The organism is Steroidobacter flavus (genome assembly GCF_042651805.1).
GTDB classification, from domain to species: Bacteria; Pseudomonadota; Gammaproteobacteria; order Steroidobacterales; family Steroidobacteraceae; genus Steroidobacter; species Steroidobacter flavus.
This window is the reverse complement of the sequence record NZ_JBHSDU010000015.1, coordinates 1,266,990-1,291,923: the sequence shown is the minus strand read 5'-3', so window position 1 is coordinate 1,291,923 and position 24,934 is coordinate 1,266,990. Positions and strand designations below refer to the sequence as shown.

The 24,934-nt window shown below is 61.8% G+C and carries 21 protein-coding genes; 10 read left to right on the top strand and 11 right to left on the bottom strand.

Annotated features, from left to right (window positions below; translation table 11 throughout):
- The first annotated feature begins 119 nt into the window (after positions 1-119).
- The 7 genes from ACFPN2_RS33225 to ACFPN2_RS33195 all read left to right on the top strand — a co-directional run bounded on the left by ACFPN2_RS33225 (position 120) and on the right by ACFPN2_RS33195 (position 7,159).
- Positions 120-1,808 carry an acyl-CoA mutase large subunit family protein gene (locus ACFPN2_RS33225; RefSeq protein WP_380604792.1) on the top strand — a complete coding sequence of 563 codons (1,689 nt, stop codon included), beginning with the start codon at positions 120-122 and terminating at the stop codon, positions 1,806-1,808.
- Between the two features lie 23 nt (positions 1,809-1,831).
- Positions 1,832-2,230 (top strand): cobalamin B12-binding domain-containing protein, encoded by a 399-nt coding sequence (locus ACFPN2_RS33220; protein ID WP_380604790.1) that lies wholly within the window; start codon positions 1,832-1,834, stop codon positions 2,228-2,230.
- Positions 2,227-3,750 carry a class I adenylate-forming enzyme family protein gene (locus ACFPN2_RS33215; RefSeq protein ID WP_380604788.1) on the top strand — a complete coding sequence of 508 codons (1,524 nt, stop codon included), beginning with the start codon at positions 2,227-2,229 and terminating at the stop codon, positions 3,748-3,750. The genes ACFPN2_RS33220 and ACFPN2_RS33215 overlap by 4 nt, the downstream gene beginning before the upstream one ends.
- Positions 3,751-3,765: 15 nt before the next feature.
- On the top strand, positions 3,766-4,149 hold the full coding sequence (locus tag ACFPN2_RS33210; RefSeq protein WP_380604786.1) for a hotdog domain-containing protein: 384 nt from the start codon (positions 3,766-3,768) through the stop codon (positions 4,147-4,149).
- Complete coding sequence (gene meaB / locus ACFPN2_RS33205; RefSeq protein ID WP_380604784.1) at positions 4,146-5,096, top strand: methylmalonyl Co-A mutase-associated GTPase MeaB; 951 nt, start codon at positions 4,146-4,148, stop codon at positions 5,094-5,096. Before ACFPN2_RS33210 ends, meaB begins: the two co-directional genes overlap by 4 nt.
- A 4-nt stretch (positions 5,097-5,100) precedes the next feature.
- Entirely contained in the window at positions 5,101-5,679 is a 579-nt protein-coding gene (locus ACFPN2_RS33200) for a cob(I)yrinic acid a,c-diamide adenosyltransferase (protein WP_380604782.1), read from the top strand.
- Positions 5,680-5,749: 70 nt separating this feature from the next.
- Positions 5,750-7,159: an amino acid permease gene (locus ACFPN2_RS33195; RefSeq protein ID WP_380604780.1), complete on the top strand. Its 1,410-nt coding sequence runs from the start codon at positions 5,750-5,752 to the stop codon at positions 7,157-7,159.
- Positions 7,160-7,162: 3 nt separating this feature from the next.
- On the opposite strand, the gene ACFPN2_RS33190 is transcribed toward ACFPN2_RS33195, so the two are convergent.
- The 4 genes from ACFPN2_RS33190 to ACFPN2_RS33175 form a co-directional block, all read right to left on the bottom strand.
- Entirely contained in the window at positions 7,163-9,079 is a 1,917-nt protein-coding gene (locus ACFPN2_RS33190) for a CocE/NonD family hydrolase (protein ID WP_380604778.1), read from the bottom strand.
- A 43-nt stretch (positions 9,080-9,122) separates the two neighbouring features.
- Positions 9,123-9,512: a RidA family protein gene (locus ACFPN2_RS33185; protein WP_380606725.1), complete on the bottom strand. Its 390-nt coding sequence runs from the start codon at positions 9,510-9,512 to the stop codon at positions 9,123-9,125.
- Between the two features lie 110 nt (positions 9,513-9,622).
- On the bottom strand, positions 9,623-9,811 hold the full coding sequence (locus ACFPN2_RS33180; RefSeq protein ID WP_380604776.1) for a DUF1289 domain-containing protein: 189 nt from the start codon (positions 9,809-9,811) through the stop codon (positions 9,623-9,625).
- 4 nt (positions 9,812-9,815) lie between these two features.
- Positions 9,816-10,673 carry a LysR substrate-binding domain-containing protein gene (locus tag ACFPN2_RS33175; protein WP_380606723.1) on the bottom strand — a complete coding sequence of 286 codons (858 nt, stop codon included), beginning with the start codon at positions 10,671-10,673 and terminating at the stop codon, positions 9,816-9,818.
- A gap of 147 nt (positions 10,674-10,820) precedes the next feature.
- On the opposite strand from ACFPN2_RS33175, the gene bluB reads away from it, so the two are divergent.
- On the top strand, positions 10,821-11,489 hold the full coding sequence (gene bluB, locus ACFPN2_RS33170) for a 5,6-dimethylbenzimidazole synthase (protein ID WP_380604775.1): 669 nt from the start codon (positions 10,821-10,823) through the stop codon (positions 11,487-11,489).
- Here the strand turns inward: bluB and ACFPN2_RS33165 are convergent.
- Positions 11,486-12,511 carry a glycoside hydrolase family 43 protein gene (locus tag ACFPN2_RS33165; RefSeq protein ID WP_380604773.1) on the bottom strand — a complete coding sequence of 342 codons (1,026 nt, stop codon included), beginning with the start codon at positions 12,509-12,511 and terminating at the stop codon, positions 11,486-11,488. The genes bluB and ACFPN2_RS33165 overlap by 4 nt on opposite strands.
- Positions 12,512-12,601: 90 nt before the next feature.
- Between ACFPN2_RS33165 and ACFPN2_RS33160 the strand changes: the two genes are divergently transcribed.
- Entirely contained in the window at positions 12,602-14,041 is a 1,440-nt protein-coding gene (locus tag ACFPN2_RS33160; protein WP_380604771.1) for a sulfatase family protein, read from the top strand.
- A 46-nt stretch (positions 14,042-14,087) separates the two neighbouring features.
- Here the strand turns inward: ACFPN2_RS33160 and ACFPN2_RS33155 are convergent, their stop codons facing one another.
- Both ACFPN2_RS33155 and ACFPN2_RS33150 read right to left on the bottom strand, forming a co-directional pair.
- Positions 14,088-15,503, bottom strand: coding sequence for a sulfatase family protein (locus tag ACFPN2_RS33155; RefSeq protein ID WP_380604769.1), 1,416 nt, complete (start codon positions 15,501-15,503; stop codon positions 14,088-14,090).
- Between the two features lie 19 nt (positions 15,504-15,522).
- Positions 15,523-18,249: a TonB-dependent receptor gene (locus ACFPN2_RS33150; protein WP_380604767.1), complete on the bottom strand. Its 2,727-nt coding sequence runs from the start codon at positions 18,247-18,249 to the stop codon at positions 15,523-15,525.
- Positions 18,250-18,468: 219 nt separating this feature from the next.
- On the opposite strand from ACFPN2_RS33150, the gene ACFPN2_RS33145 reads away from it, so the two are divergent.
- On the top strand, positions 18,469-19,401 hold the full coding sequence (locus ACFPN2_RS33145; RefSeq protein WP_380604766.1) for a glycoside hydrolase family 43 protein: 933 nt from the start codon (positions 18,469-18,471) through the stop codon (positions 19,399-19,401).
- 53 nt (positions 19,402-19,454) lie between these two features.
- Here ACFPN2_RS33145 and ACFPN2_RS33140 read toward each other — a convergent pair whose 3' ends face one another.
- The 4 genes from ACFPN2_RS33140 to ACFPN2_RS33125 are packed head-to-tail and all read right to left on the bottom strand — an operon-like array spanning position 19,455 to position 24,929.
- Positions 19,455-20,954: a M81 family metallopeptidase gene (locus ACFPN2_RS33140; protein ID WP_380604765.1), complete on the bottom strand. Its 1,500-nt coding sequence runs from the start codon at positions 20,952-20,954 to the stop codon at positions 19,455-19,457.
- A 23-nt stretch (positions 20,955-20,977) separates the two neighbouring features.
- Positions 20,978-21,736 carry an SDR family NAD(P)-dependent oxidoreductase gene (locus tag ACFPN2_RS33135; RefSeq protein WP_380604764.1) on the bottom strand — a complete coding sequence of 253 codons (759 nt, stop codon included), beginning with the start codon at positions 21,734-21,736 and terminating at the stop codon, positions 20,978-20,980.
- A complete protein-coding gene (locus tag ACFPN2_RS33130) occupies positions 21,733-23,205 on the bottom strand; it encodes an AbgT family transporter (protein ID WP_380604762.1) in 1,473 nt (490 codons plus the stop codon). The genes ACFPN2_RS33135 and ACFPN2_RS33130 overlap by 4 nt, the downstream gene beginning before the upstream one ends.
- The gene (locus ACFPN2_RS33125; RefSeq protein WP_380604760.1) at positions 23,202-24,929 is read right to left on the bottom strand and encodes an acetolactate synthase catalytic subunit; all 1,728 of its coding nucleotides are present in this window, start codon (positions 24,927-24,929) and stop codon (positions 23,202-23,204) included. Before ACFPN2_RS33125 ends, ACFPN2_RS33130 begins: the two co-directional genes overlap by 4 nt.
- Between the last annotated feature and the right edge of the window lie 5 nt (positions 24,930-24,934).

The window sequence follows — 24,934 nt, the reverse complement described above, 5'->3', positions numbered from 1 at the left end:
TTCGCCATTATCCCGCCTTATCTCCCGTATTAGAGCTATTAGTTATCGCAATCATAAGGCCGGCGGCAAACTACCTGTCAGCCACAACTTATTTCGAATCCGTTCATCGGGGAGTGCGAGTGGATAAGGCAAGCAAAGCAGCGGCGGCGCCGGCGTCGCCCGATCAGGAAACCTGGAAGAACACGACGCTCGCGGGCAGTCTGAAAAAAATGCCGACGCGTCAGGAGCAGTTCACCACGCTGTCCGGCCTGCCCATCAAAGAGCTGTACTCCGCCGAAGATGTCAAGCACATCGACGTGCCGAGCCAGATCGGCTTTCCCGGTGAGTATCCCTACACGCGCGGCGTTCACCCAACCATGTATCGCGCGCGGCCCTGGACGATTCGCCAGGTGGCCGGCTTCGGTACCGCCGAAGACACCAACGGCCGCTATAAATATCTGCTCGCGCATGGCGAGACGGGCCTGTCCACCGACTTCGATCTGCCGACGCTGCTGGGCTACGACTCCGACCATCGCATCGCCGTTCCCGAGATCGGCAAGATCGGTGTCGCGGTGGACACGGTGGACGACGTCCGGTTGCTGATGAAGGACATCCCGCTGGACGAAGTGTCCACGTCGTACACCATCAACGCGTCCGCGTTCGTGCTGATCGGCATGTATGAAGTGGTCTGCAAAGAGCAGAACGTTCCCGACAACAAGATCACCGGCACCTGCCAGAACGACATCCTCAAGGAATACACGGCGCAGAACGAATACATTTATCCGCCAGCGCCGGCGGTGCGCCTCGTGGTCGACACGATGGAGTACGCGGCGAAGACCATGCCGCGTTACAACCCGATCAGCGTGTCGGGTTATCACATCCGCGAAGCGGGCTCGAACGCTGTGCAGGAGCTGGCGTTCACGCTGGCCGGCGCTCACTGCTACGTCACCGAAGCCGTGAAGCGCGGTTTGTCCGCCGACTTCGTCGCGCCTCGGGTCTCGTTCTTCTGGGACATCCACAACGATTTCTTCGAAGAGATCTGCAAGCTGCGCGCAGCGCGCCGTTTGTGGGGCCGAATGATGCGCGATTGGGTTGGCGCGAAAGATCCGCGCTCGTGGACGATGCGTGCTCACAGCCAGACGGCCGGTGTCAGTCTCACTGCTCAACAGCCTGACAACAACATCGCTCGCACAGCGGTGCAGGCGCTCGCTGCGATTCTCGGCGGCACCCAGTCGTTGCACACCAACTCGAAGGACGAAGCGTTTCAGATTCCGTCCGAAGGCGCGATCAAGATCGCCGTGCGCACTCAGCAGATCTTGATGCTGGAGAACCGCGTTGCGGACGTGGTCGATCCGCTCGGTGGCTCGTATTACGTCGAGTCGTTGACGACGCGGCTCGAAGAAGAAGCCGAAGCGTTGATCAAGCAGGTGCTGGATCGCGGCGGCATGGTGCAGTCGATCGAAGACGGCTTCATTCAACGGCAGATCGCCGACGCCTCGGCCGACTACCAGCGCGCCCTGGAAAAGCACACCGAGTACATCGTCGGCATGAATATTCATGTCGAGCCCGCGGGCGAGTTGCCGTTCGAAGCGTTCACGCTCGATCCGGGTCTGGGCGAGCGCCAGATCAACCGCACTCGAGGCATTCGTCGGTCGCGTGCTCAGAACGAGCACGCCAGCGCGCTGAAGGAAATCGAAGCGGCGGCTCGTGGCAATACCAACACGATGCCGGCGGTGGTGCGCGCCATCAAGGCGCAGGCGACCGTTGGCGAGATCTGCGATGTGCTGCGTGGAGTGTTCGGCGAATACCGCGCACCGCTCGTTTACTAATCAAGACAGAGATCGGAAATATCATGAGTAAGCCTTTGCGTGTGGTCGTGGCGAAGCCGGGACTCGACGGTCACGATCGGGGAGCGAAGATCATCGCGCGTGCCTTTCGCGACGCCGGCATGGAAGTGATCTACACCGGCATTTTCCAGACCACGGAAATGATCGTGCGGACGGTGGTGGAAGAAGATGCCGACGTGCTCGGCCTGAGCATTCTTTCGGGCGCGCATCTGCACTTCGCCGAGGAGATTTGCAAGGCGCTGCGCGAGCAGGCCGCCAAGGAAGTGCTGGTGGTGATGGGCGGCATTCTGCCGCCGCCGGATATTCCGAAGGTGAAGGAGTCGGGCGTCGCCGAAGTGTTCGGTCCCGGCACGCCGACCGGCACCATCATCGACTTCGTTCGCAAGTGGCACGCGGCCCAATGAGCAGAGTCGAGCACGGCAGTGCGCCGCGTCTGGACGCGATTCTGGCGCGTGCCGCGCTGTCCGATCCGAAGCGCGAGGCTGTCGTCTTCAATCGGCAGAGCTGGAGCTACGGCGTGGTCTACGACCGCGCCCGTCGTCTCGCCGGTGCCCTGACTGCGATCGGGGTGAAGAAGGGCGACCGGGTCGCGTTGTGGACCCACAACCGACCCGAGTTCGTCGAGGTGTTCTTCGGCGTGCCGATGCTCGGTGCGATCTGCGCGCCGGTGGATTTCTGGTGGGGTTGGAAGGACGCGAACGTTGCGTTGTCGCAGATCCGTCCGAAGGTCCTCATCGTCGGTCCGGCACAGGCCGCGATTGCCGCTGAATCACGTGCCGCGCTTCGTGAGGTCGGCATCGAGCACGTGCTGTGTCTGGATGAGGCGCCCGAGGGCAGCGGCTTCAAGTCTTATGTAGATGCGATTGCGAATGCCGAGCGGCTGAAACAGTGCACGCCGGTGGCGGCGAGCGATCCAGCGGTGATTTTGTTCACGTCCGGATCGACGGGGCGTTCCAAGGGCGCAGTGCATACGCATGGCAGTTTGACGGCCACCGCGTCGACGATGTGTCTGGAGCTGGACCTCGCGGACGGCGAGCGGACGCTGCATTTCCTGCCGCTGTTCTCCTCGTGTCTGGAGCATCTGTTGCCGCTCACGTTGGTGCGGGCGACGCACGTCGTGCTGGCGCATTTCGACGAACCGGCGGTGTGGGAGGCGATTCGCGATGCCAAGGTCACGCACTTCGACGCCGTGCCGACGACGCTACGTCGCTTGCTCAAAGCGGCGCCTGCGGAAATTCCCCGTTCATTGAGCTTGATCTCGTATGCGTCGGAGCGCATGCCGGAGCCGCTGATCAAGTCGTTGATGGAGCGCATGCCTGCGGTTCGCTTCGTGCAGTTCTACGGAATGATCGAGCATCTGTGTCTGACGGTGCTGACCGCGGCGGATCATCAGACCAAGACCGAGACAGTGGGCCGACCGATGTTCGGCGCTCAGCTGTATTGCACGGAGAGCGGCGAGATCGTGGCCCGCAGTCCGACGATGTTTGCTGGCTATTGGCAAGATCCCGAGACGACGTCGAAGGTGATGGTGGACCAGTGGATGCGAACCGGCGACGTCGGCAGCTTCGATGACGATGGCTTCCTGCGCTTGAAGGGACGCGTCAAGGAAATCATCAAGTCCGGCGGCATGACGGTGATTCCGAACGAGATCGAAGCCGCGCTGATGGCTCATCCCCGAGTCAGCGACGCCGCGGTGGTTGGCGTGCCGGACGAGCAATGGGGTGAGGCCGTGCATGCGTTTGTGATTCTTTCGTCCGCGGCGGCGGTGTCCGAAGCCGATCTGAAAGTGTTCTGCCAGGAAACCCTGGCCGGCTACAAGCGCCCCAAGGCCATTCATATCGTTACCGATCTGCCCCGCACGGGCATCGGCAAGATCGCGCGTCGCGTGGTTCGCGAGCGGCTGCTCGCAACCGGCAGCTACTAAATCCAAGAGGTTTCGATGCAAAGTCTGATTCGTTTGCGCATGTCCACGGCCGATGGCCACTACGCCGGCGGCCTGGTCGATGGCGCCAGGATCCTGCAGCTGATGAGCGATGCCGTCACCGAAGTGTTGATCCACAACGACGGCGACGAAGGCCTGATGCGCACGATGAATGCCGAGTTCCTGGCGCCCGTGCGGAGCGGCGACTTTCTCGAGATCCGCGCGACGCTGGTGTCCACCGGCAATTCATCGCGCAAGCTCGAATGCACGGCTCACAAGGTCGTGCAGCTGGTGACGGCGGAAGATTCGGCCGCTGATGTGCTGAAGGAGCCGCTGCTCGTCGTCAAGGCGAACTGTGTCGCCGTGGTTCCAGTGCCGAAGCAGCGCGCGGTCAAGAAATGAAAACAGTCGCCGAATTGCTGACGGCCGCGCGTGCGGGACATACCGCAGCGATCGCCAGGCTGTTGTCCATCGTCGAGAACGACGAGCCGGGCGCGACCGAAGTCATTCGCGCCACGTATCCGCAGACGGGGCGGGCGCTCAAGGTCGGTTTCACCGGGCCGCCGGGCGCGGGCAAGAGCACGTTGGTGTCGTCGCTCACGGCGGCGTATCGAAAGACTGTGCCGCGTGTTGCTGTCGTCGCTGTCGACCCGTCGAGCCCTTATACCGGCGGCGCGATTCTCGGCGATCGCATTCGCATGCGCGAGCAATATCTCGACACGGGCGTGTTCATTCGAAGCATGTCGAATCGCGGGCAGTCGGGCGGATTGTCGCGTGCGACCCGTCGTGTCGTCAGCGTGCTCGATGCGATGGGCTTCGACGTCATTCTGGTGGAGACCGTCGGCGTGGGGCAGCAGGAGATCGACGTCGTGCGAGTCGTCGACACTGTTTGTTTGCTGACCATTCCTGGCGCGGGCGACGACATTCAAGCGATCAAGGCGGGCATCATCGAGATCGCCGACCTGCTCGTCGTGAACAAGGCGGATCGTCCCGGTGCGGATGAGGCTGTGAAAGATCTGATGCAGATGCTGAACCTCGGCACGCCGCGCAATGACTGGCGCACGCCGGTGATCAAGACGTCTTCAAATACGGGCACCGGCATCGAAGATCTGATGGGCGCGGTACAGAAGCATCGCGAATGGGCGAATCAGGGCGGCGAGGCCCAGCGGCGCAACGCCGATGCGATGCGAACCGAGATCCAGGCACTGATGCGTGAGCGCGTGCTCCGAGAGCTGGAACGTCGCATGGACCCGCAACAGCTCGAGGACGTGGTGTCGCAAGTGGTGAGCAAGCGACTCGATCCCTATGGCGCGGTGGACGAGCTGCTCGGGCCCGAAGCGAAAGGCTGACCCCATGGGCAATCGTTTGAGCAAGATCTATACGCGCACCGGCGACGACGGCACGACCGGTCTTGGTGATGGACAGCGTGTGGCGAAGGATCACGAGCGGGTTGAAGCGTACGGCGCTGTCGATGAGCTCAACAGTTCCATTGGCGTGTTGCTCGCGTATCCCTCGTTGCCGGCAGCGGTGAGCTCATGTCTCACGGAAATTCAGCATGAGCTGTTCGATCTGGGCGGCGAGCTGTGCATTCCAGGCAGTCGCGCCATCAAGGCTCCGCAAGTCGAACGACTCGAGCAGGAGCTGGACGAGTTCAACCAGCCGCTGCCGCCGTTGAAAGATTTCATATTGCCCGGCGGCGGGCCGATGGCCGCGGCGTGTCATGTGGCACGCACGACCGCACGCCGCGCGGAACGCCGCGTGTGGACGTTGATCACGATGGAAACGTCGTCGCCGACGCCGCCAGAGAACGTCAATTCCGAAGCCGCGCGTTATCTGAATCGACTTTCGGATCTGCTGTTCGTAATTGCGCGCGTACTGGCGCGTCACGAGCACGGTTCGGAAGTGCTGTGGCGTCACGACCGCAAACGATAACAACTCGCCCCAGCAGCCGATCACAGAAGCGGCATCTGTAGCCGGGGGACCACTATGACTCGGGGATCCTATGAATCGGCGAATCAAGCCTGTTGAAGCCTGTATCGAGAGCGCTGAGCGCAAAGGCCTGGAACGGACGCTCGGTCCCATCCAGCTGATGCTACTCGGCGTCGGCGCGGTCATCGGTACTGGAATCTTTGTTCTCACCGCAGTGGGTGCGGAACGAGCGGGGCCGGGATTGTTGTTGTCCTTCGTGATTGCGGCGACGGTGTGTGCGTTCGCTGCGCTGGCCTATGCCGAGCTGGCAGCGATGGTGCCAGTGGCGGGCAGCGCCTATACCTATTCGTATGTCGTGATTGGAGAGCTCGTCGCCTGGCTGGTCGGGTGGAATCTCATATTGGAGTATGCGGTCGCCGGCGCGGCCGTGGCAGTGGGATGGTCAGGCTACATGACTGGGCTCCTGCAAAGTATGGGCATCGAGATACCGCTGGCGCTGAAGGCCGGAATGTTTGCTGTTGAAGGGGGCGGCGTGAATCTCATCGCCGTCACTGCCACGCTTACAGTGACTGGTTTGCTCATTGTCGGGACGCGCGAGAGCGTCTACTTCACGACGGCGCTCGTGTTCGTGAAGATGCTGGCGCTCGGCGCGTTCATTTTCATCGCCGTGCCCCGGATCGATTGGGCCAACTTCCAGCCGTTCATGCCTTATGGATTCGGCACGACCGAGGAGGGCGGTGTGGCCAAAGGAGTGATGGCCGCGGCGGCGCTGATCTTCTTTGCGTATATCGGCTTCGATGCGGTGTCGACGGCCGCTGAAGAGACGCGCAATCCCAATCGCAACGTGCCCATTGGATTGATCGGCTCGCTGATCATCTGCACGACCGTGTATGTGCTGGTCGCCGCGGGTGCTGTGGGAACTACGTCTTACCTGGAGCTGGCCGGCAACACTGAGCCGCTGGCATCGATCCTGCGCACCTTGGGATTCCCAACCGTGGGTAATCTAGTGGCACTGGCGGCCATCATCGCGTTGCCTACCGTCGTACTGATGATGGTGTTCGCGCAGACGCGCATTCTGTTCGTGATGTCCCGCGACGGCTTGCTGCCGGAGAAGCTGAGCACGGTGCATCCTCGCTTTCGCACGCCGCATATCATCACGATGGTGACGGGGCTGTTCGTCGCGGTGGTGTCGGGGTTGTTCTCGGTCGACGAGATTGCCGAGCTGTCCAACACGGGAACGTTGTTCGCGTTTGTGGTGGTGAGCATTTCGGTGATGGTGCTGCGTCGTGCGCAGCCCGATCGTCATCGGCCGTTCCGCTGTCCGACGCTGTGGCTGGTCGGACCGTTGGCGGTGGCGGGATGTTTGTATCTGTTCTCGAGTCTGCCGAAACTGGCGCAGGGCCGGTTTGCGATCTGGACTGCGATCGGCGCCGTAGTTTATTTCCTCTACGGCTACCGTCGCAGTCCGCTCGGCAAGCAGTGACGGTCAGGGCGAAACCGGCAACCGGATCCTCGACAGGTACTTGTCGGAGTGGTGGACGCTGTTGCGTGCCACCACCGCCTTCGACTCGTCGAAGTTGTTACCGCCCGTGTTGAGGTTGCGGTCGTAGCGCGGGAAGTTGCTGGAGGACACTTCCAGTCGCACGCGGTGGCCTTTCTTGAACGTGTTGGCGGTGATCATCGGCGCGAAAGTCAGCTTGTAGACTTCGCCGTTCTTCATGAACACCTGCTTGTCGTAGCCTTCGCGGTATCGGGCTCGCAGGATGTTGTCGTCCAGGTTGTACGCCACGCCGTCGGCATCCACGTCGATGAGCTTGAGCGTGAAATCCGTGTCTTTGGCGTCGGAGGAGACATAGAGATCGACTTCGATGAAGCCGGCGACGGTCAGGTCCTTGTCCAGCACGGGGCTGTTGTAGACCAGAATGTCGTTGCGCATCTCGAGCGTCGACTGATCGAAGGAGCCCGTGGCTTTCACCGTCCCCATGCAGCAGGCGCCGCCGCCGTACGTTTGTACCGGCCGGATTGGATCGTAGACAAACGTGTCCGCGGCTGCGCTCTTTGGACGACTGAAGCTCAGCGTGCCATCGCCGTAGAGCGTGTTGGCGCGGCCTTCGCTGGTGAGATACAGGTCGACGTACTTCGTGCCCTTGAGCGGGAAGCTGTCGCTGCTGACCCATTTGTTCGAGCCCATCTGGTAGTAATCGACCTTCGGTCGCTGGAGCGCGTTGTTGCGGACACCTTTGAGCCAGTAGTCGAACCATTCCAGATAACGGGCGGTGTAGTCGTAGCGTGCATCGCCGACATTGCGCTCGCCGACCAGGGTCTGCTTCTTCTCGGCGCCCATCATGCAATGGGAGGTCGGGCCGATGAACATTTGTTGGGCGCCACGCGCGCGGTCCGTCGAGGTGTTCTCGCGAGCGTAGTTATAGAGGGCGACGTTGGGGCCGACGCTCACGTCGTACCAGGAGAAGCCCCAGAGCATGGGGACACCGAACTTGTCGCCTTCGTTCGACAGCGAGATCTCTTTCCAGGCGGGATCGCCAGGGGTGCGCGCGGAGAACCGGTCCCAATCTGTGACCGGTCCGTTGACGGCCTTGTTGAGGTCGCGAACGGGCAGGTTTCGGAAGTACTTGTCGTAGTCGAAGCCTGGCGACGTTCCGAAGTCGCCGCGGTTTGGATGGAGACGGAAGGTTTCGCCGAGGCGTTCGCGTTGTTCAACGGTCAGATTGTCCGGGTATTGTGGCCGTGGATCGCCGTGCTTGCCGTAGAAAATGAGTCCGCGATACCAGGAGGCGAACAACAATTGCAACGCTCCGCCGCGGAACGTGTTGCCCTGTTCGCTGTAGGGACCGATCTTTCCGATGCCGGCGCCTGGGCCCAACGCGATGGCTGCCGCGTGCGCCGGGTGGGCGGCGGTGTTTAATTTGAGCTGGTTTTCAGCCGTCGATGAGCAACCGTAGGTGCCGACCTTGCCGTTGGACCAGGGCTGCTTTGAGATCCAATCGATGGTGTCGTAACCGTCCTCGCCGGCATTCGCGAGGTATTCATACTCGCCACCCGACCAATACCGGCCGCGCTCATTCGAATGCACGACGGCGTAGCCGTTCTCGAGCAGCACGGCGTTCAAATCGTTCAACGGCATCACGCCGGGGGTGAAGAACATGTCCGGCATGTAGGGTGAGCGGTACAAAACGACCGGGAACGGTCCCTTGCCTTTGGGCAAGTAGATGTTTGCATCCAGCTGCACGCCGTCTCGCATCGGCACCGGCCGGTGAAGCATTTTCTTGTCGACCAGATCGGCCTCGATCTCGGCCCAATCTTTGTAGTGCGCACTTTGCGCCGACGCTGGCAAGCACGCGGCGATGGCCAGCGCCAGCAGCGTGGCCTTGTAGGGAGCTCGCATCGATCAACCTCCGGAAAGTCGTCTGTGTCGATATTGTTTTGAGTTACGGCAGCAGGGCGAGGGCTTCGATTTCGACCTTGGCCTGCTCCTCCAGCAACGCGGCCACTTGCACGACTGCCATCGCCGGATAGTGCCGGCCGATGATGTCGCGATAGGCCGCGCCGATTTCCTTGAGCTGCGCCTGATATTCGTGACGATCCACGATGTACCAGGTCAGGCGCGCGATGTGTTCCGGGCGGGCGTTGGCCTCGGCCAGGACGGTAACGATGTTGGCGAGCGCGAGTCGCACTTGATCGGAGAGCCGAGCGCTCGGAATCTCAAGGCGCTCGTTGCAGCCGATCTGACCGGAGACGATGACTTGCCGACCGGAGCCGACGACGCCGGCGGAATAACCTTTGGGCCGTTCCCAGTGGGGCGGCTGCAGTATTTGAATGCTCATGCGACCGAACTCTATAGCAGCTCGCCGCACGGCCGGATTTAAGAGATCTTATGCCGAGTATCAAACGCCGTTATCACTCGGCGCCGTTCAGGGTTGGGCCTGGGCTATTTGTTTGTTCGGCGTTGCTGGTCGAGGCGTGCGGCGGCGAGCTGACACACGTTACTTCGTTCTTCGTTGCTCATGCGCGACCAGGCGGCGATTTCGGACAGCAGGCGGCCGCAACCGATGCACGTGTTGTTGGTGCGGTCGAGCGTGCATATGCCGACGCACGGCGAGAGCGGGGGCTGGGACATTGGATTAAAGCGTCGGCAATACCGAGCGGATGTGAGTTTCGAAGCTCTTGAGCAGTCTCGACGACTTGCTCCGGCCGGTCTTGACCGTGATGCCCACTGAAGGAAGCTTGGGCAGGCCGGTGGAGAGCGGAATCACCTGAAGATCGGGCGGCACAGCGGTCTGTGTCAGCACCGTGATTGCCTGACCGGAGCGAACCACGGCCGTCAGCCCGGTCATGCTGCCGCTCGCATAAGCGACGCGATAGGTGCGACCGATCTTGTCGAGCCGTGACGTCGCGGCTTGATGATCGAGGGTATCGACATCCGACAACGCCAGTTGTATCGGGTCGAGCGTATAGGCGGTGCTGCCCTTGGCGCAAACCCAAACAAAGGGCTCGCGACGTAAGAACTGATCGCGCTGAGGGCTGTCGGGCATGGAAACGATCGCGATATCCAGCGCCTGATCGTCGAGCCGTTCCAATAACCGCGGCGTCGGAGCGCAAATCACCTCGACGAAGACCTGCGGGTGCTGCTGGGAAAAGCTTTGTAACAGAGGCGGAAGAAACACTCTCGCGTAATCGTCGGGACAGCCGAACCGCACGTTTCCCGACAAACTCACGCCCATCAACTCCGCGACCGCCTCATCGTGCGTGCGGAGAATCTTCTGTGCGTGCTGGAGCAGGCGCTCACCCTGCAAGGTCAGCGTGATGCCGCGACCCGTTCTGATCATCAGCGTTTGCTGAACGGCGATTTCCAGCCGCTTCACTTGCTGGCTCAATGCCGCCTGGGTTCGCCCCACCCGGTCCGCGGCCCGGCTCATGACGCCGGCTTCTGCGATGGCTGCGAAGTTTCTCAGCAGATCGATGTCGAGCTGGGTAGTCATGGACATTAGGCTACTTTATTGCGTGTATTAGAGCTATTAGTTTTCGTGGGGATTCGCGGCTCACTAGAATGAAATTTGGGGATCGCGCGAGCGAGGCGTCCGGCTGTGCATTTGATCCCTCAACCGCGTCGAAGGTGGAATTATTTCGTGAGCAGCCCAGCTAAAAATCGCTTCAGCGATGCCGAGCGCGAGGCGGTGTATCGCGCCATCGCCGAACGTCGCGACATGCGCCATTTCAACAGCGAGCCCATCGACGAGCCGACGTTATGGCGCCTGTTGCGCGCGGCGCACCGGGCACCGAGCGTGGGACTCATGCAGCCGTGGCGTCTGATACGAATCAGCGATCGCACTCTGCGTGTGAGAATTCATGAGCTGGTAGAACGGGAACGAGAAGCAACCGCGGCCGCGCTCGGCGAGCGTAGCGATGAGTTCATGCGCTTGAAGGTACAGGGCGTGCTCGAGTGTGGCGAGGTGCTGGTCGCCGCGCTGGCCGATGGTCGCGAGCGGCATATCTTTGGACGCCGCACGCTCCCCGAGATGGATCTGGCCTCCGTGGCCTGCGCCATTCAGAACTTGTGGCTCGCGGCCCGCGCTGAAGGCTTGGGCATGGGCTGGGTTTCTTTATTCGAACCCGAAGCGTTGGCGCGGCTGCTCGACATGCCCGCGGGTGCGAAGCCCGTGGCGATCCTATGCCTCGGGCATGTCGATGCGTTCTACTCGGCTCCCATGCTCGAGTTGGAGGGTTGGACGGTCGGTCGGCAACTTCAGGAGTTCGTGTTCGACAATCGTTGGAATGAAACCGCCGAGCCGCGTTAGCGCGTGCCCGACGGCACCGGCAGCGGAACGCCCTCGGCCACCGGTTCGCCAAAGTTGGGCCAGCCTTTCTCGGTCCACTCAAAGCGCTGAATGTGCGGAGCGCGCTTCGCCGTACATTTCATGCCGGGCCCGGAGTTCGCGTGATAGATGATCCAATGTTCCTTGCCGTCGGGCGACATGAAGAAACCATTGTGTCCGGTGGCATACACACCGTTGGCGCTCTTGAGCACGGGCTGTGGAGATTTGGTCCACGCCGCGGGATCGAGCGGATCGGCGCCCGGTGCCGCATGCAACAAGCCTAACGAATAACCATCGGACCAGCAGGCGCTCGCCGAATACGTCAGAAACAAATCTCCCTTGGGGCCGGGCAGGAATTCCGGGCCTTCGACGATCTTGCGACCGCCTTGTTGTTCCCACGGCTGATCGGGGCGAGCGATCACATTTTCAGGGCCGGTCAGCGTCCAGGGATTTTTCATTTCCGCGATCGCCAGCGACGTGTCCGTTTCCGTGTACGGCGAATAGACGAAGTAACGTTTGCCGCCGTGAGTGAATACAGAACCGTCGATGCCAGGGCGAGCCGTGTTGATGCGGCCACGATCGACCCAGTCGGTGTTCATCGGATCGGCCGAGTCGTTCTCCAACACGAACACGGCGCGATGTTTGTCATCGGTGAAGCCGCTCGCGGTCGCCGAGTAATAGAGAAACCATTTGCCGTCCAGGCGATGCAGCTCGGGCGCCCAGATGGAATGCGCGTTCGGGCCTTCTTTCGGGGCCGTCCAGACCACGACCGGCGTCGCCTTCGCCAGATTGGCGATATTGTCGGTGCGCCACAGAGCGATCCGGTTGCCCAGCGTGTGCATGTAGTAATAAACCCCATCGACCTGAGTGATCCAGGGATCGGGCCCCCCGGGCAGCAGCGGGTTGGTGTACGTCGATCCGGCCGACGCAGTCTGGCCCGCGAGGATCGCAACCGCCGAGATGCTGACCAGCCAGCTGTTCTTGTACCAATTACACCGAGTCATCAGATCGAAACCCCTCGCGGTATGCATTAGACGTATTTATCTTATAATTGACAGGCATCGTGCAAGCAATCGACAGGGGTGAGACCAAAGATGGCCGAACGGTATCCAAAATTGATTCGGGGGCTGCTGGTGTGTTGTGGCCTGGCGCTCGCGAGTTGCGCGACGAAGCCCGAGCCGCACGTTGAGGCGCAGCGTCCCAAGAACATCCTGTTCATCCTGGTCGACGACCTGGGCTATGCGGATTTTTCCGTCACCGGCAATCGCAAGGTGCAGACGCCGAACATCGATCGGCTCGCTCAGCAAGGATTGCTCATGACACAGTTCTCGGTCGCGGCGCCGATCTGCTCGGCGTCTCGCGCGGGCTTGATGACCGGGACCTTCCCCGCGAAACAGCGCATCGTCAGCTTCATCAGCAACCGCAAGCACAACGAGCAGATGGGGCAGGCGAACTGGCTCGATCCGGCGGTCCCGACGCTGCCGCGAACGCTCCACGACGTGGGTTATGCGACGGCTCACATCGGCAAGTGGCATCTCGGCGGCGGGCGCGATATTGGCGAGGCGCCGCTGATTACCGAGTATGGCTTCGATGAAAGCTACACGCAGTTCGAAGGCCTCGGCCCTCGCGTGTTGATGAAAGAGGACACGGCCAAGCTCGCCTCGCAGAGCGCTGCGCTCGGGCACGGGCCCATCGAGTGGGCGCCGAAGTCCACGCTGACCGAGCGATATGTCTCCAAGGCGCTCGATTTCATCCAACGCACCGGCGACCGTCCCTGGTTCGTCCAGCTCTGGCTCGACGATGTGCACGACCCGTGGCACCCCGACGAAGTGCAGATGCCACCAGTGCGTGGCAAGGGCGACGATGCGGACGAGGAACGTTTCTTCGCTGTGCTCGTGGCAATGGATGCGCAGCTCGGTCGGCTCATCGATACTTTGCGCAACTCAGGCAAGTTGAACGACACGCTCATCGTGCTCACGGGCGACAACGGTCCGAGCGGCGCCGGGCAGTATTACGAGAATGGCGCGACTCCGCCGGGCGATGCGCTTCAGTTCCGCGGCCGAAAGGGAAGCCTTTATGAAGGCGGTGTGCGCGAGCCGTTGATCGTCTATTGGCCGGGGCACATCAAGCCGGGCAAGCGGGATGATACGACCGTCGCGAACGGTGTCGATTTGTTTCCGACTCTGGCGCAGCTCGCGGGCGCGAAACCTCCAGCCGCGCTCGACGGTGTCAGTCTTGCCGCTGCGTGGACCGGTGCTCCGATCGAATCCCGGCCTGATATCTTCTATGCATATGGCGGCTTCGGCGTGCCGGGCAAATCGCCGCGGCCGTTTCTCGATCGCGATGTGAGTCCGCCGTTTGCGGTTCGCTCTGGCGATTGGAAACTGCTGGCGCGCGGGGATGGGACGGGCGCCGAACTCTACAATCTCTCGACCGATGTGTCGGAGTCACGCAACGTTGCGAAGGAGAATCCTGACGTTGCCGCTGCGCTCACCGAGAAGGTCGTTCGCTGGCGCAAGACCTTGCCGCAGTAAGCGACCGGCGCGGAGTGGGCCGTTCCACTCCGCGCCGCTTTCGAAGTTACTCTCGATATTTCAACTCACCGTGCCGGGCGTCTTCTGGCATCGGCACGAAATCCAGACGTTCTCCCTGCTGTACGCGCCAGGTGTCGAGCTTGCCGCGCAGCTCCACTTGAACGTGAGCGTAGTTCACATCGCCGGCGAGATTGGTGAGCTCGAACGGATCGTGCGCCAGATCGTACAACTCCTCCGGAGGATGCTGGCGGAAGCGCTGGACGATGCGTGCGGCCGCCGGATCGGTCTTGGCAACCTCGACCCAGTTGTCCCAGTAGTCGCGGCCGTCCTTGCCGTTCGCGTTGCTGATGTGATTGCCGTAGGGGATCTCCGGCGCCAGGTTGACGATGTACTTATAACGTTCCGTGCGGATCGCCCGCATCGGTGCGCGGTTCATCTGGCCATCGCCCGTATGAGCCGCGAAGGCCGCATCGAGATGGTGTGTGGAGCGACCCTCCAGCACGTCGACGAAGCTGCGACCGTCGATATCTTTCGGCGCCGTGCCGCCGGCCAATTCGATCACGGTCGGCAACACGTCGACCAGAGAGACGATGGCGTCGTTCGTTGCATTCCGCGCGACCTTGCCGGGCCATGCAGCGATAAACGGCACGCGCATGCCGGCTTCATAAAGCGACCACTTGCCGAACGGGAATTGCGGGCCCTGATCGGAGGTGAACATGAAGAGCGTGTTCTTGCCAAAGCCATAGCGGTCGAGCGCGGCGCGAACCTGGCCGACTTCTTTGTCCGCCTGCGAAACATCGGTGTAGTAGCGCGCCATCGCGTTACGCGTGACCGGTGTGTCGACCAGATACGGCGGCACCGTGAAGCTCGCGGGATCGTAGCCCTGGTTTTCCAGCCAGTACACGTGCGGCGAATGAGCTGCGACCACCAGCGCCAGCGGCTTTTTCTTGTCGTGGGTCTTCAACAGATTTTCGATGGCCGGCACGCCGAGGTCGGTGTACAGCACCTCGGGCTTGCCCGGCGGGCTGACGTTGGAGTTCGCCAGATACTCGAACGGGTACTGCTCACGCGGGCCGATGTGAGTTTTGCCGGCGATCACGGTCCGGTAGCCGAGCTCGGACAGGTACTGCGGCCAGGTGCGAACGTTCGGCTCGATGATGCTGTGATTGGCGTGCGCGCCGTTGCGCATCGGGTAGAGGCCGGTGAACAGTGCCGCGCGGGAGGGTGCGCACGTAGGAGATGCCGCGAAGGCTCGATTGAATTTGGTGCCCTCGGTGGCGAGCTTGTCGATGTTGGGCGTGCGAACGTCGGGGTTCCCGTACGTGCCCATGTCGTGCCAGCCCAGATCGTCGGCGATGAAGATCACCACGTTCGGGCGGTCCGCCGCATGGGCGAAGCTAAAAGCAAACAGCGCGGCGATGGCGAAGGCCCGCCGCGCGAGTGAACGAACATTTGTTGTCATTGGTAATCTCGCTGGCGCCTCAGAAGCGCACCCTCATACCGACCGTGTAGATCGAATCATCATACCGGTAGTCGCGGTTGAAGAACGACTCGCCCATGTAGCTGCGATATTTCGAGCCCAGCACGTTCGTGCCGCCCACGTCCACGCGCACGCTGTCGGTGATGTCGTAGCCGATGCTCATATCGAGGCGACCTGCGGCGCGCACGTAGCCGAGCCACGTCGGGTTGTACATCGGATCATCCGCACGAGCGGCATCGATGGGGCGCAGTGCGTTGCCGCCGGTGATGTCTTCGTCGTAGTACTTCGAGCGATACGTGTACACCATGCGTGCCGACAGGCCGGAACGCTCGTACAACAGCCCGGCGTTGAAGTTGTGCTCGGACACCCCTTGCAACGGGAAGCCCTTGAGCGAGTTGCTGGCCGAGCTGTCGCCGGTCACTTCGGTGTCGGCCCACGTGTAGTTACCGAAAACGCCGAAGCCGGCCCACGCGCCAGGCAGGAAGTCGAAGAACATCTGGCCGCTGACCTCGACGCCCGCCAGTTCCGCCGCCGAGACGTTACGGGGACGGGAGATGTTGTAGGTGATGCCGTCGATCACTTCCGCGGTCGTGCCGTTGATGACGCGGTCCTTGATGTCGCGGTAGTACACGCCGCCCGCCAGGAAGCCCGATTTGAAGTAGTACTCGAGCGTAACGTCGAAGCTGTCCGAGATCTGCGGTTTCAGGTCCGGATTGCCGGCGTTGCCCGAATTGATGACATTCGGATTGGTCGCGACGATGTAGCTGATGCCGGGGTTGAGGTTATCGAAACCCGGGCGCCGCATGGTCTTCGCGTAATTGAAGCGGGCCTGCCAGTCCTCGCCGATCACCCAGCGCGCGTTGAAGTTCGGCAGCACTTCGCTGTCCGTCGTGTCCGCCGACACCGGCGTGAGCACGCTGCTGATGATGCCTGCGCCGCTGATCGTGCGTTCGGTGCGGGTGGGGCGTACGCCGACCACGCCGTCGATGACGGTACCGCCAACGTTGAATTCGTAGCCCGCTTGCAGGTAGGCCGCGTAAGTTTTCTCGGTTGCCTCGAAGTGACGCTCCGGTGCATAGGCCGGGTCGCCGACGCCAAAGCCATAGATCTGCCGGAGACGGTCGCGTCCCGCGGCGCTGCGCAGATAGTCCGGGTCCGGGATCAACATCGATTGACCGCCGTTGATGCGGGGAATGCCGGGCATGGATGCATAGAATTCATCGCCCAGACCCGTGGAGCTGACCAGCGTCATGAGATCGCCGCCGGGTGCCGCACGATTCACCTGTGCTTGATCGTACTCGGCGCCGCGGTCCGCGTAGCGCACACCGGCCTGCACCTTTGTGATGAAGGAATCGATGCGGTAGGTGCCGTCGAGCGATATCGCCATCAGGTCGCCGTTGGCTTTGTTGAAATTCTGGTTCAAGCCGTTGCGGAGGTACATGCCGTCCGCCGAGCCCAGCGGATTGCCGGGCGCATCGTACAGACCGCCCTCGTTGAAATTCGAGTTCACATTGGTGACGGGAATGCGCTTGCCGATGTCGACGATGAAGACCTCTTCCTCATAGGTCGAGTCCTGGAATGAGACTTCGCCCTTCAGGTCCAGACGCTCGCCCTGATAGCGGGTGCCGATCGCGCCCAGATAATTGTTGGTTTCCTGATCGCGCGATTGCGCGCTGGCGAATGCGGTGGCGTTGGTGAACGTCGCAGTCGTGACATTGCACAGGTTTTGTAGCGTGAAGTTGTGGGCGGCGAGCTCGACCGCGTTCGGATTGAGGCCGCTCGGCGAGACGCGCGCAAGGAAGCAGTCGCCGCTCGGGGCTCCCAGAGTCACGCCCGTGTTGGGATTGAAGAACTGCGTTTCGACGAAAGCCGACTGATTCTCGGAGCGATAGCCGGTGAAGATCGCGTCCGCGTAGAACTGCAGCTCATCGGTCGCTTGCAGCTGGAACGCCGCGTTGGCTTGCGGGCGCTCATAGGTTCCATAGTGATTCACGCCGCCGGCGACGTTCTGAACCATGAAGCCCGGTTGATCGAAGCGGAATGCAGTCGAACGACGAATCGGCGCGTAGGTGACCGGGCGGCTGTAGTCAGTCTCGCTCCACGACACGTTGAGCAATGCGCCGAGCTCGCCGATGCCGGTGTTCCAGCGATCCGTGAGCAGCACGCTCAATTGCGGATTCACTTCTTCGACATTGGTCGAGTAGTTGGCGCGGGCGCCGATGACGGCGGTGGGCTCATCGAAGTCGAAGGGCTTGTGGAGCCGCAGATCGGTGACGCCGGCGATGCCGCCTTCGATCAGATCCGCGGTGGTGGACTTGATCACGTCGACACGGGCGAGCGCGTCGGCCGGCAGGTCCTGGAACTGGAAATTGCGGCTGTTGGTCGAGAACAGCTCGCGCCCGTCGAGCGTCGTCTGGATGTCGCTCAAGCCGCGAATCAGCACGTTCACGATTTCGTTGTTGTTACCGATCGACACCTGCACGCCTGGCACGCGCTGAAGCGCGGCGGCGGTGGTCGGGTCGGGGAATTTACCGATGTCCTCGGCCACGATCGAATCGACGACCTGCACCGATTCGCGCTTGATCTCGGCGGCGGCTTCGAGGCTGCCGCGGATGCCGGTTACGATGATTTCTTCGACCTCGGTCGTCTGACCGGTGGTCTGCGCCTGCGCCACCGCGCCGAGCAGGCTGAATGCCGATGCCGTGTAAAAAGCAATACGCCGCTTCACTGTGCCCCCTGAATCTTCCTGATCGCAGCTACCGTGGCTGCGGACGCGAATATAATGATTAGTATGATAAAAGAGAACGGCTTTAGACTGATTTATCTTACTAATAAGACGCAGTTAGGCCGGCGCGGCTTTCTATGGGGCGCGCTTGGACTCGGTCTGTGGCTGTTGACCGCGTGTCACGCGCTGTCAACGTCGCCACTGTTGCCGATACGCAACCCTGTGCTACGTGCGAATTTTCCCGATCCGTTTCTGCTGGAGGCGGAGGGGCGCATTTATGCGTACGCCACGAATTCGGCCGGCCGGCGCGTGCAGGTCTCCTCATCCCACGATCTTCAGCACTGGTCGCCGCCGACCGATGGGCTGGCGCGCCTGCCCGCGTGGGTGAATCAAAACAAGCCCGATGTATGGGCTCCCGAAGTCATGCGCTTCGATTCATATTATGTGCTGTACTTCAGCGCTCGCTCCGCAACGCTGCTGCGGCCGGACGGCATCGGCCGCTTATGTATCGGCACAGCCGTCAGCAAACAACCCGATCGGGAGTTTGTTCCCAATGACACGCCGCTGATCTGCGATGAGTTTGCCGAAGGTGTGATCGATGTGAGTCCGTTTCGCGACGGCGGTCGGGTTTATCTTTATTTCAAGAACGATGGTAACTGCTGCAAGCTGCCGACCTGGATATTTGCACGCGAGCTCGACGCGACCGGTCTCGCGATGGTTGGCGAAACTTCCCGGCTGGGCTTGAGTAACGACCAGCCGTGGGAAGGTCACGTGATCGAAGCTCCCACGATGCTGAAGCACGAGGGCGCGTATTATTTATTTTATTCGGCTAACGCGTACGACAAGCCCGAGTACGCAGTCGGCTATGCACGCTGCGATGGGCCGCTCGGGCCGTGCAAGGACGCGAGCACGCAGCCGTTGCTAGCGACACCTGCGCAGCCCGTCGGTTGGTTTGGCCCTGGTCATCAGTCGATCCTGAGTTTCCAGGGCCGCACCGTCATGGCGTATCACGCGTGGAATGTGCTGCCGGACGGGAAGAAGGATCGCTGCCGCGCGATGCATATCAGCGAGCTCAAATGGGCCGAGAGTGGCGAACCATTCGTGGCGCCGGACATGAGCCCGGCCGAGCCATGGCGTTGTCCTACCGGCCGATAGCCGGGTCTCAGCGCCATTCATCCGCAGGATTGAGCCGGCGCTTGGATGCTCGCTCATGGGCGCGCGAATGAAAGCGCTTTGATCGCGGGCTCGCCGACCTCGTGCTCTGGATAGAAACGGCCGCGCGTGCCAGGGTGATAGCCAGGGAAGGGATATCCGATGCCCGGCGTGGCGACCAGCAGCGGCTCGACCAGGCCGGCGAAATTCAACTTGAAATGATGGCCGCTCTTCACCACCACAAAGTCCTGCGCCGCGATGGAAATGCCCTGGCTTTCGAAGGCCTGCGGATCGAGCGAATAGGCCGGTCGGCTGGTCACGAGCAACACCAGTCCATTCTCCAGATCGAGCACGGCCGTGTCGCCCATGTCCGAGCGTTCGCCGCCATGAAAAGGACCAGCCATGGTGAAAACGCCAGTGGAAACATTGCGGACCCTGGCGCGAATCGCCAGCGGTTGGAACATCGATGTCATCGTGCCACCAACGTCGAGCGTGATGTGCGCGCCGATGCCGGCAGCCTTCGCTTTCGCAACCGCCGCCGCGTCGGTGATTGGAATGGCGCCGCGCAGTCCCGGTCGCTTCAGCGCTGCCTGCAGAATGTAGACGCCATCGCCAGGCGCGCCGGCGGTGACTCGATCGCCCATGTCGCCCAACGCAACGGGCAGTGCCTTCTTCGGGTCGGCGGCGAGATCGAGCGCTCGATCGATCGTCAGCAGGTCGTCACGAAATTCCTCTCGCCGTCGCCAGAACTCGCCGGCGATCCTTGCCGCGATCTCCGTTGCGGCCGGTAACGGTCCGTCGCTCAACACCACGACGCTTTGTCCCATGTCGACATCGTCCATGAGACGCATCACGTTATACAAAGAAATATCGCGGATCTGCGGATGCCTCGCGGCCAGCGAGCGGGCGAGTGTGTGCAGTTCCTGCAAGGGGCCGGCATTCGTCTCCGCGTTGCCCATCAGAATCATCGGGACTCTGGCCAGCGTGCTGACGGGATGCAACTTGCCCGAGAGCAACTGATCTAGCAGCTCGACGACTCGTTCGCCGCACTCGACGGTATCGGAATGCGGATTCTCCTTGCAGGCGATGACGATTTCCGCGGACGACAGCATCTTTGGCGTCATATGCGCGTGCAGATCCAGGCCGACGCCGATGGGAATATCGGGCCCGACGGCATCGCGAAGCGCGGCGAGCAGATCGCCGTCCGCGTCGGGAATCGAGCCGGTACCCATAGCGCCGTGCAGGTCGAGCGCGATCGCATCGAAGTTCCGACGCCGGGCGCATTCGACGAAGGCGGCGCGAATCCCGGCGTAGTAGTCGTCGTCCACCAATGCGCTCGGTGGCGCGGCGATGTCGACGGCACCGATCATTTCGTAGCCCAGCGCCTTGGCTTTCTTATATATACCGCCCAGGGTGCTGCTGGAGCCGCTAGCCTCCTGCAGCACCGCCTCATCCCGATGCTCGTTGAACCAGGAGCCGTCGGTCCGGAAACTCGGCAGGAAGTTCGATTCGTGATACATGCGGCCAATCAGCAGCCGGCGCTTGGAAACATTCACTGAGTATTCCTCGACAGGGCAGGTCAGACGGCGACGAACTCGCCGCCGTTCACATCGATGACCGCGCCGTTCACAAAGCCCGCGGTCGGGCGGCAGAGCATTTCGATGACAAGCGCGATGTCCTCGGGCTTGCCGAGGCGTCCGACAGGTACACGCGCAGTAAGTTGAGCGAGTTGTTCGGCGCTCAGCGCTGCGACCATGTCGGTGACGACGTTGCCGGGCGCGACGATGTTGCAGGTGATGCCATAGGCGCTGTACTCGCTGATGACAGAGCGCATCAGTCCCGACAACGCCGACTTGGACGCGACATATGGAGCGCCGGCGAGCTTCGGTGTCGCGCGAGCGGCGATGGAGCCGACCAGAACGATTCTTCCGTAACGCTGCGACATCATCGACGGCAAGCAGGCGCGAGCGCAGTTGAAGGCGCCGGCGAGATTCACCGACAGCGTGCTTTCCCATTGTGCGCGTGTCGTTTCATGAAGCGGGATGCGCTTGCCGTCTCGTTTCGGTGAGATACCGGCGTTACACACCAATGCACCGACAGCGCCGAGCTTTGCTTCCACCTCAGCGTGAAATGCTGAAACTGCGGCGTCGTCGGTGACATCGACGACGGCAGCGTGGATGTCGGGCCCGGGTTCGCTGGCAAGCGCGGCCACGGCGGCGTCGACCTTGGATGGCGAAGAGCTGAAGAAACCGACCTTCATGCCGGCACCACGCATCGCACGGACTGTGGCAAGCCCTATGCCGGTTGACCCGCCGCTCACGATCGCGACCTGACTCATGATCCAAATCCCATGGGAATGTCGAATAGAATGAAGGTCGTGATCAGCATCATGCCGGCGCACAGAATGCTCAGGGCATAAGGAAACATTTGCGTCAGCAGCGAGCTCAACGAGAACTCGGGCAGAAAGCGCCGGATCACGACCAGCGTGAACGCCATATAGACGCTGCAGGGATTGATGATGTTGACGGCCGAGTCGCCGATCCGATACGCAGCCGTTGCAGCCGCGGGTTCCAACCCAAGCAACATATACATCGGTACTACCGCCGGCGCGATCATCGCCCATTTCGCCGTGGCGGCCGGCGCGAGTAGATCCAGTCCGGAGGCGACCAGGATCAATGAGACACCGAGCAGCGGCGGGGGCAGCGCGAAGGCGCGGAGGGCATCGGCGCCTTTGACGGACAGAATGGTCGTGAGGTTCGAGCTGCTTAGCAGCTCGAGAAAATAAGATACGAAGAACAACAGCACGATCATGAAGCCCAATTCCCGGGCCGAGTCCTGCAGCGTTCGGACCACATCTTTGTCGCTCTTGAACTTGCCGGTCATGACACCGAACACGATGCCGGACAGCACGAACATCACGAAGATCATCGCGACCAGCGCGTGGTAGAACGGCTCGAGATCTCCGCTTTCGCCGCGTAGCGGCCCGCCGGGGAGGACCATAGCGACGAATCCGAGCGCCACCGCAACCATGGTCACGGTTGCCGCAATTACTGCCTTTCTATCAGGACGAGCGCGAGGCTCGGTCGACGGCGCGTGCGGATGCAATTGGCGCAGTCTGGGCTCGATGATCCGATCGGTGATGAAAGTGACGATTGCAATCACCACCACGGCGAAGGTCATATTGATGAACAGATTCGCGCCAATGTTGAGCGATGACGCCGGATCCACCGCGCGTGCGGCTTCGTTTGCAATGCCGAGCAACACCGCATCTGTCGGCGTGATGATGAAATTAGCGCTGTAGCCGCCCGAAAGGCTGGCATAGACCGCGGCGATGCCAGCCACCGGATGACGCCCGGACGACATATATATGATGCCGGCGAGCGGCATCAGCACCAGCAAGCCCACGTCACCGCCGACGTGCGTGAGGATGGCCAGCAATGAAATGGCCGGAGTGAGCAGGGCGGCCGGAATTCTTCGCGCAAGTCCCTCGACCAGCGCACCGAAGAACCCGGACTTCTCCGCAAAGCCCGCCGCCGTGAACGTCAGCAGCGCGACGCCCAGAGGACTGTAGCCGGTGAAGATCTTCGGCATGTCGCTCAACAAGTGTCGAATGACATCGGGCGCCAGCAGATTTCGAGCCGGAACCCACTCACCTGTCGTCGGGTGGTGGACGCCCCATCCTCGCGATGCCGCCCATACGCTCATCGCGACCGTGACCACACTCAGGCATACAAATATCGTGACGGGATCGGGGACGCGTGCCGCGACCCGTTCCCACCACGGTTGAACCTGAGGCACGGCGTTCATGACTGTGCGAATTTACCGTCGAACATCGTGAGGGGCGGCACCGCTTCTGGATCGCAGATGATGTCGATCACATGCGTCGTTTGATCGTCCGCGAACGAAGCGGTCAGCGCATCGCGCAGCGACTGCATCGTGTCGACCCGATGCGCCGGCAATCCACACGCCCGCGCGATGGCGGCGTGATCGACGGCGCCGAAATGAATCGCTGAGGTGAAGCGGCCGAACTTGACGAGTTCCGCATGCATCTGGAAGCCCAGCAGCGAATTGTTCAGGACCAGGAGCGTGACCGCGCAGCCCATGCGTTTAAGCGTCTCGAGCTCCGACCAGCAATGACCGAAGCCGCCATCGCCGACGACACACAATACTCGCGAGGCGGGTGAGGCGAGCTTGGCGCCCATGGCCAGTGGCAATCCCCAACCCAGGCCCGCAAGGCCGCGCGGTGCGATGAAACGCTGACCGGCTCGACGCGCCTCGAGAAACGCGGTGATCCAGATCGACGAATAACTCGCATCGGCGGCCACCACGGCATCTTCGTCGAGCAGTTCCTGACAATACGCCATGACTTGCTCAGGTCGAAGACGACCTCGATTGGCGATCAGCGGAGCGATCTCCGTCGCGCGATCCTGACGAGCTGCGGCGATACGTTGCGCCAATGTTTGCTGGGTGCTGCGTCGATGGTCGGGCCAGAGATCGCGCAATCGTGTGGTCAGCGCTTCCAGCGATGCGCGGGCGTCGGCCGAGATGCGCACCTTTGCTTCGTACGTGCGGCCGATTTCCATCGGGTCGATGTCGATCTGGATGATCTGAGCGTTCGGTGGCAACAATGTCCAGCTGTCGGTGCCGTTCTGATTGGTGCGCGTGCCGACCAGGAGAACAACGTCCGCTTCCTGAAGAATAGGGCGCAGGTGACGACCGAGCGAATGGCGTCCCATCGCATTGCCAACGAGGCCGAGGGTCAACGGGTGTCGATCGCTGACGCTGCCTTTGCCCATCATCGTGTACGCGACCGGCACCCCGTAATCTTGCAGATCTTCCAGCGCGGCGCAGGCGCGGGCGGCGTGAACGCCACCGCCCGCGATGACGATGGGTTGACGTGCATGCGCAATCATCGCGGCGGCCGTTGCAATGGCTTCCGGATCCGGCGCCGGACGTTCCAATGGCCAACGACCCAACGTGGCGGATCGTGAGAAGGGCGCTTTCGGCGCGTTCGCGATGAGCATGTCCGCTGGCAACATGAGCACTGCTGGTCCGGCTCTACCCGAGGTTGCGGCGATGATTGCAGCGTCGATGTATTCCTCGACACGTGCTGGATCTGCAACTCGTCGCGCATATTTCGTGCAGGATGCAAACAGCGTGATGTGATCGAACTCTTGAAACGCATTCCGATCGACCTGATCGCGATTGACGTCCTGGACCAGAGCGAGGATCGGCACGCTGGCCTTCATCGCCTCGGCGAGCGGCGGCACGAGCAGCGTGGCGGCGGGCCCGTTCTGCGCGGTCACGACGCCGATCTTGCCGGAGACCCGTGCAAAGCCGTCGGCCATCGCGCCACCGGCATTTTCTGTGCGATACACGAACTGGCGTATGCCCAGGTCTTCGCAAGCAAGAACGAGCGCGGAGGGCAGGCTCTGGCCAAAAATAACTTCCACGCCATGATGTTTCAGGCGTCGCGCGATGCGCTGGGCGGCCGTTGGAGTGGCGGTGTCGAGCAGAGTGGCTTCGGTCATGATTG

Bases quoted from the DNA above. Each gene is read 5' to 3' on its own strand.
- ACFPN2_RS33200 (WP_380604782.1), top strand. From the start codon at position 5,101: ATGGGCAATCGTTTGAGCAAGATCTATACGCGCACCGGCGACGACGGC.
- ACFPN2_RS33160 (WP_380604771.1), top strand. From the start codon at position 12,602: ATGGCCGAACGGTATCCAAAATTGATTCGGGGGCTGCTGGTGTGTTGT.
- ACFPN2_RS33215 (WP_380604788.1), top strand. From the start codon at position 2,227: ATGAGCAGAGTCGAGCACGGCAGTGCGCCGCGTCTGGACGCGATTCTG.
- ACFPN2_RS33155 (WP_380604769.1), bottom strand. From the start codon at position 15,503: ATGACAACAAATGTTCGTTCACTCGCGCGGCGGGCCTTCGCCATCGCC.
- ACFPN2_RS33125 (WP_380604760.1), bottom strand. From the start codon at position 24,929: ATGACCGAAGCCACTCTGCTCGACACCGCCACTCCAACGGCCGCCCAG.
- ACFPN2_RS33220 (WP_380604790.1), top strand. From the start codon at position 1,832: ATGAGTAAGCCTTTGCGTGTGGTCGTGGCGAAGCCGGGACTCGACGGT.
- ACFPN2_RS33175 (WP_380606723.1), bottom strand. From the start codon at position 10,673: ATGACTACCCAGCTCGACATCGATCTGCTGAGAAACTTCGCAGCCATC.
- ACFPN2_RS33135 (WP_380604764.1), bottom strand. From the start codon at position 21,736: ATGAGTCAGGTCGCGATCGTGAGCGGCGGGTCAACCGGCATAGGGCTT.
- ACFPN2_RS33195 (WP_380604780.1), top strand. From the start codon at position 5,750: ATGAATCGGCGAATCAAGCCTGTTGAAGCCTGTATCGAGAGCGCTGAG.
- ACFPN2_RS33190 (WP_380604778.1), bottom strand. From the start codon at position 9,079: ATGCGAGCTCCCTACAAGGCCACGCTGCTGGCGCTGGCCATCGCCGCG.
- meaB (WP_380604784.1), top strand. From the start codon at position 4,146: ATGAAAACAGTCGCCGAATTGCTGACGGCCGCGCGTGCGGGACATACC.
- ACFPN2_RS33130 (WP_380604762.1), bottom strand. From the start codon at position 23,205: ATGAACGCCGTGCCTCAGGTTCAACCGTGGTGGGAACGGGTCGCGGCA.
- ACFPN2_RS33165 (WP_380604773.1), bottom strand. From the start codon at position 12,511: ATGACTCGGTGTAATTGGTACAAGAACAGCTGGCTGGTCAGCATCTCG.
- ACFPN2_RS33180 (WP_380604776.1), bottom strand. From the start codon at position 9,811: ATGTCCCAGCCCCCGCTCTCGCCGTGCGTCGGCATATGCACGCTCGAC.
- ACFPN2_RS33210 (WP_380604786.1), top strand. From the start codon at position 3,766: ATGCAAAGTCTGATTCGTTTGCGCATGTCCACGGCCGATGGCCACTAC.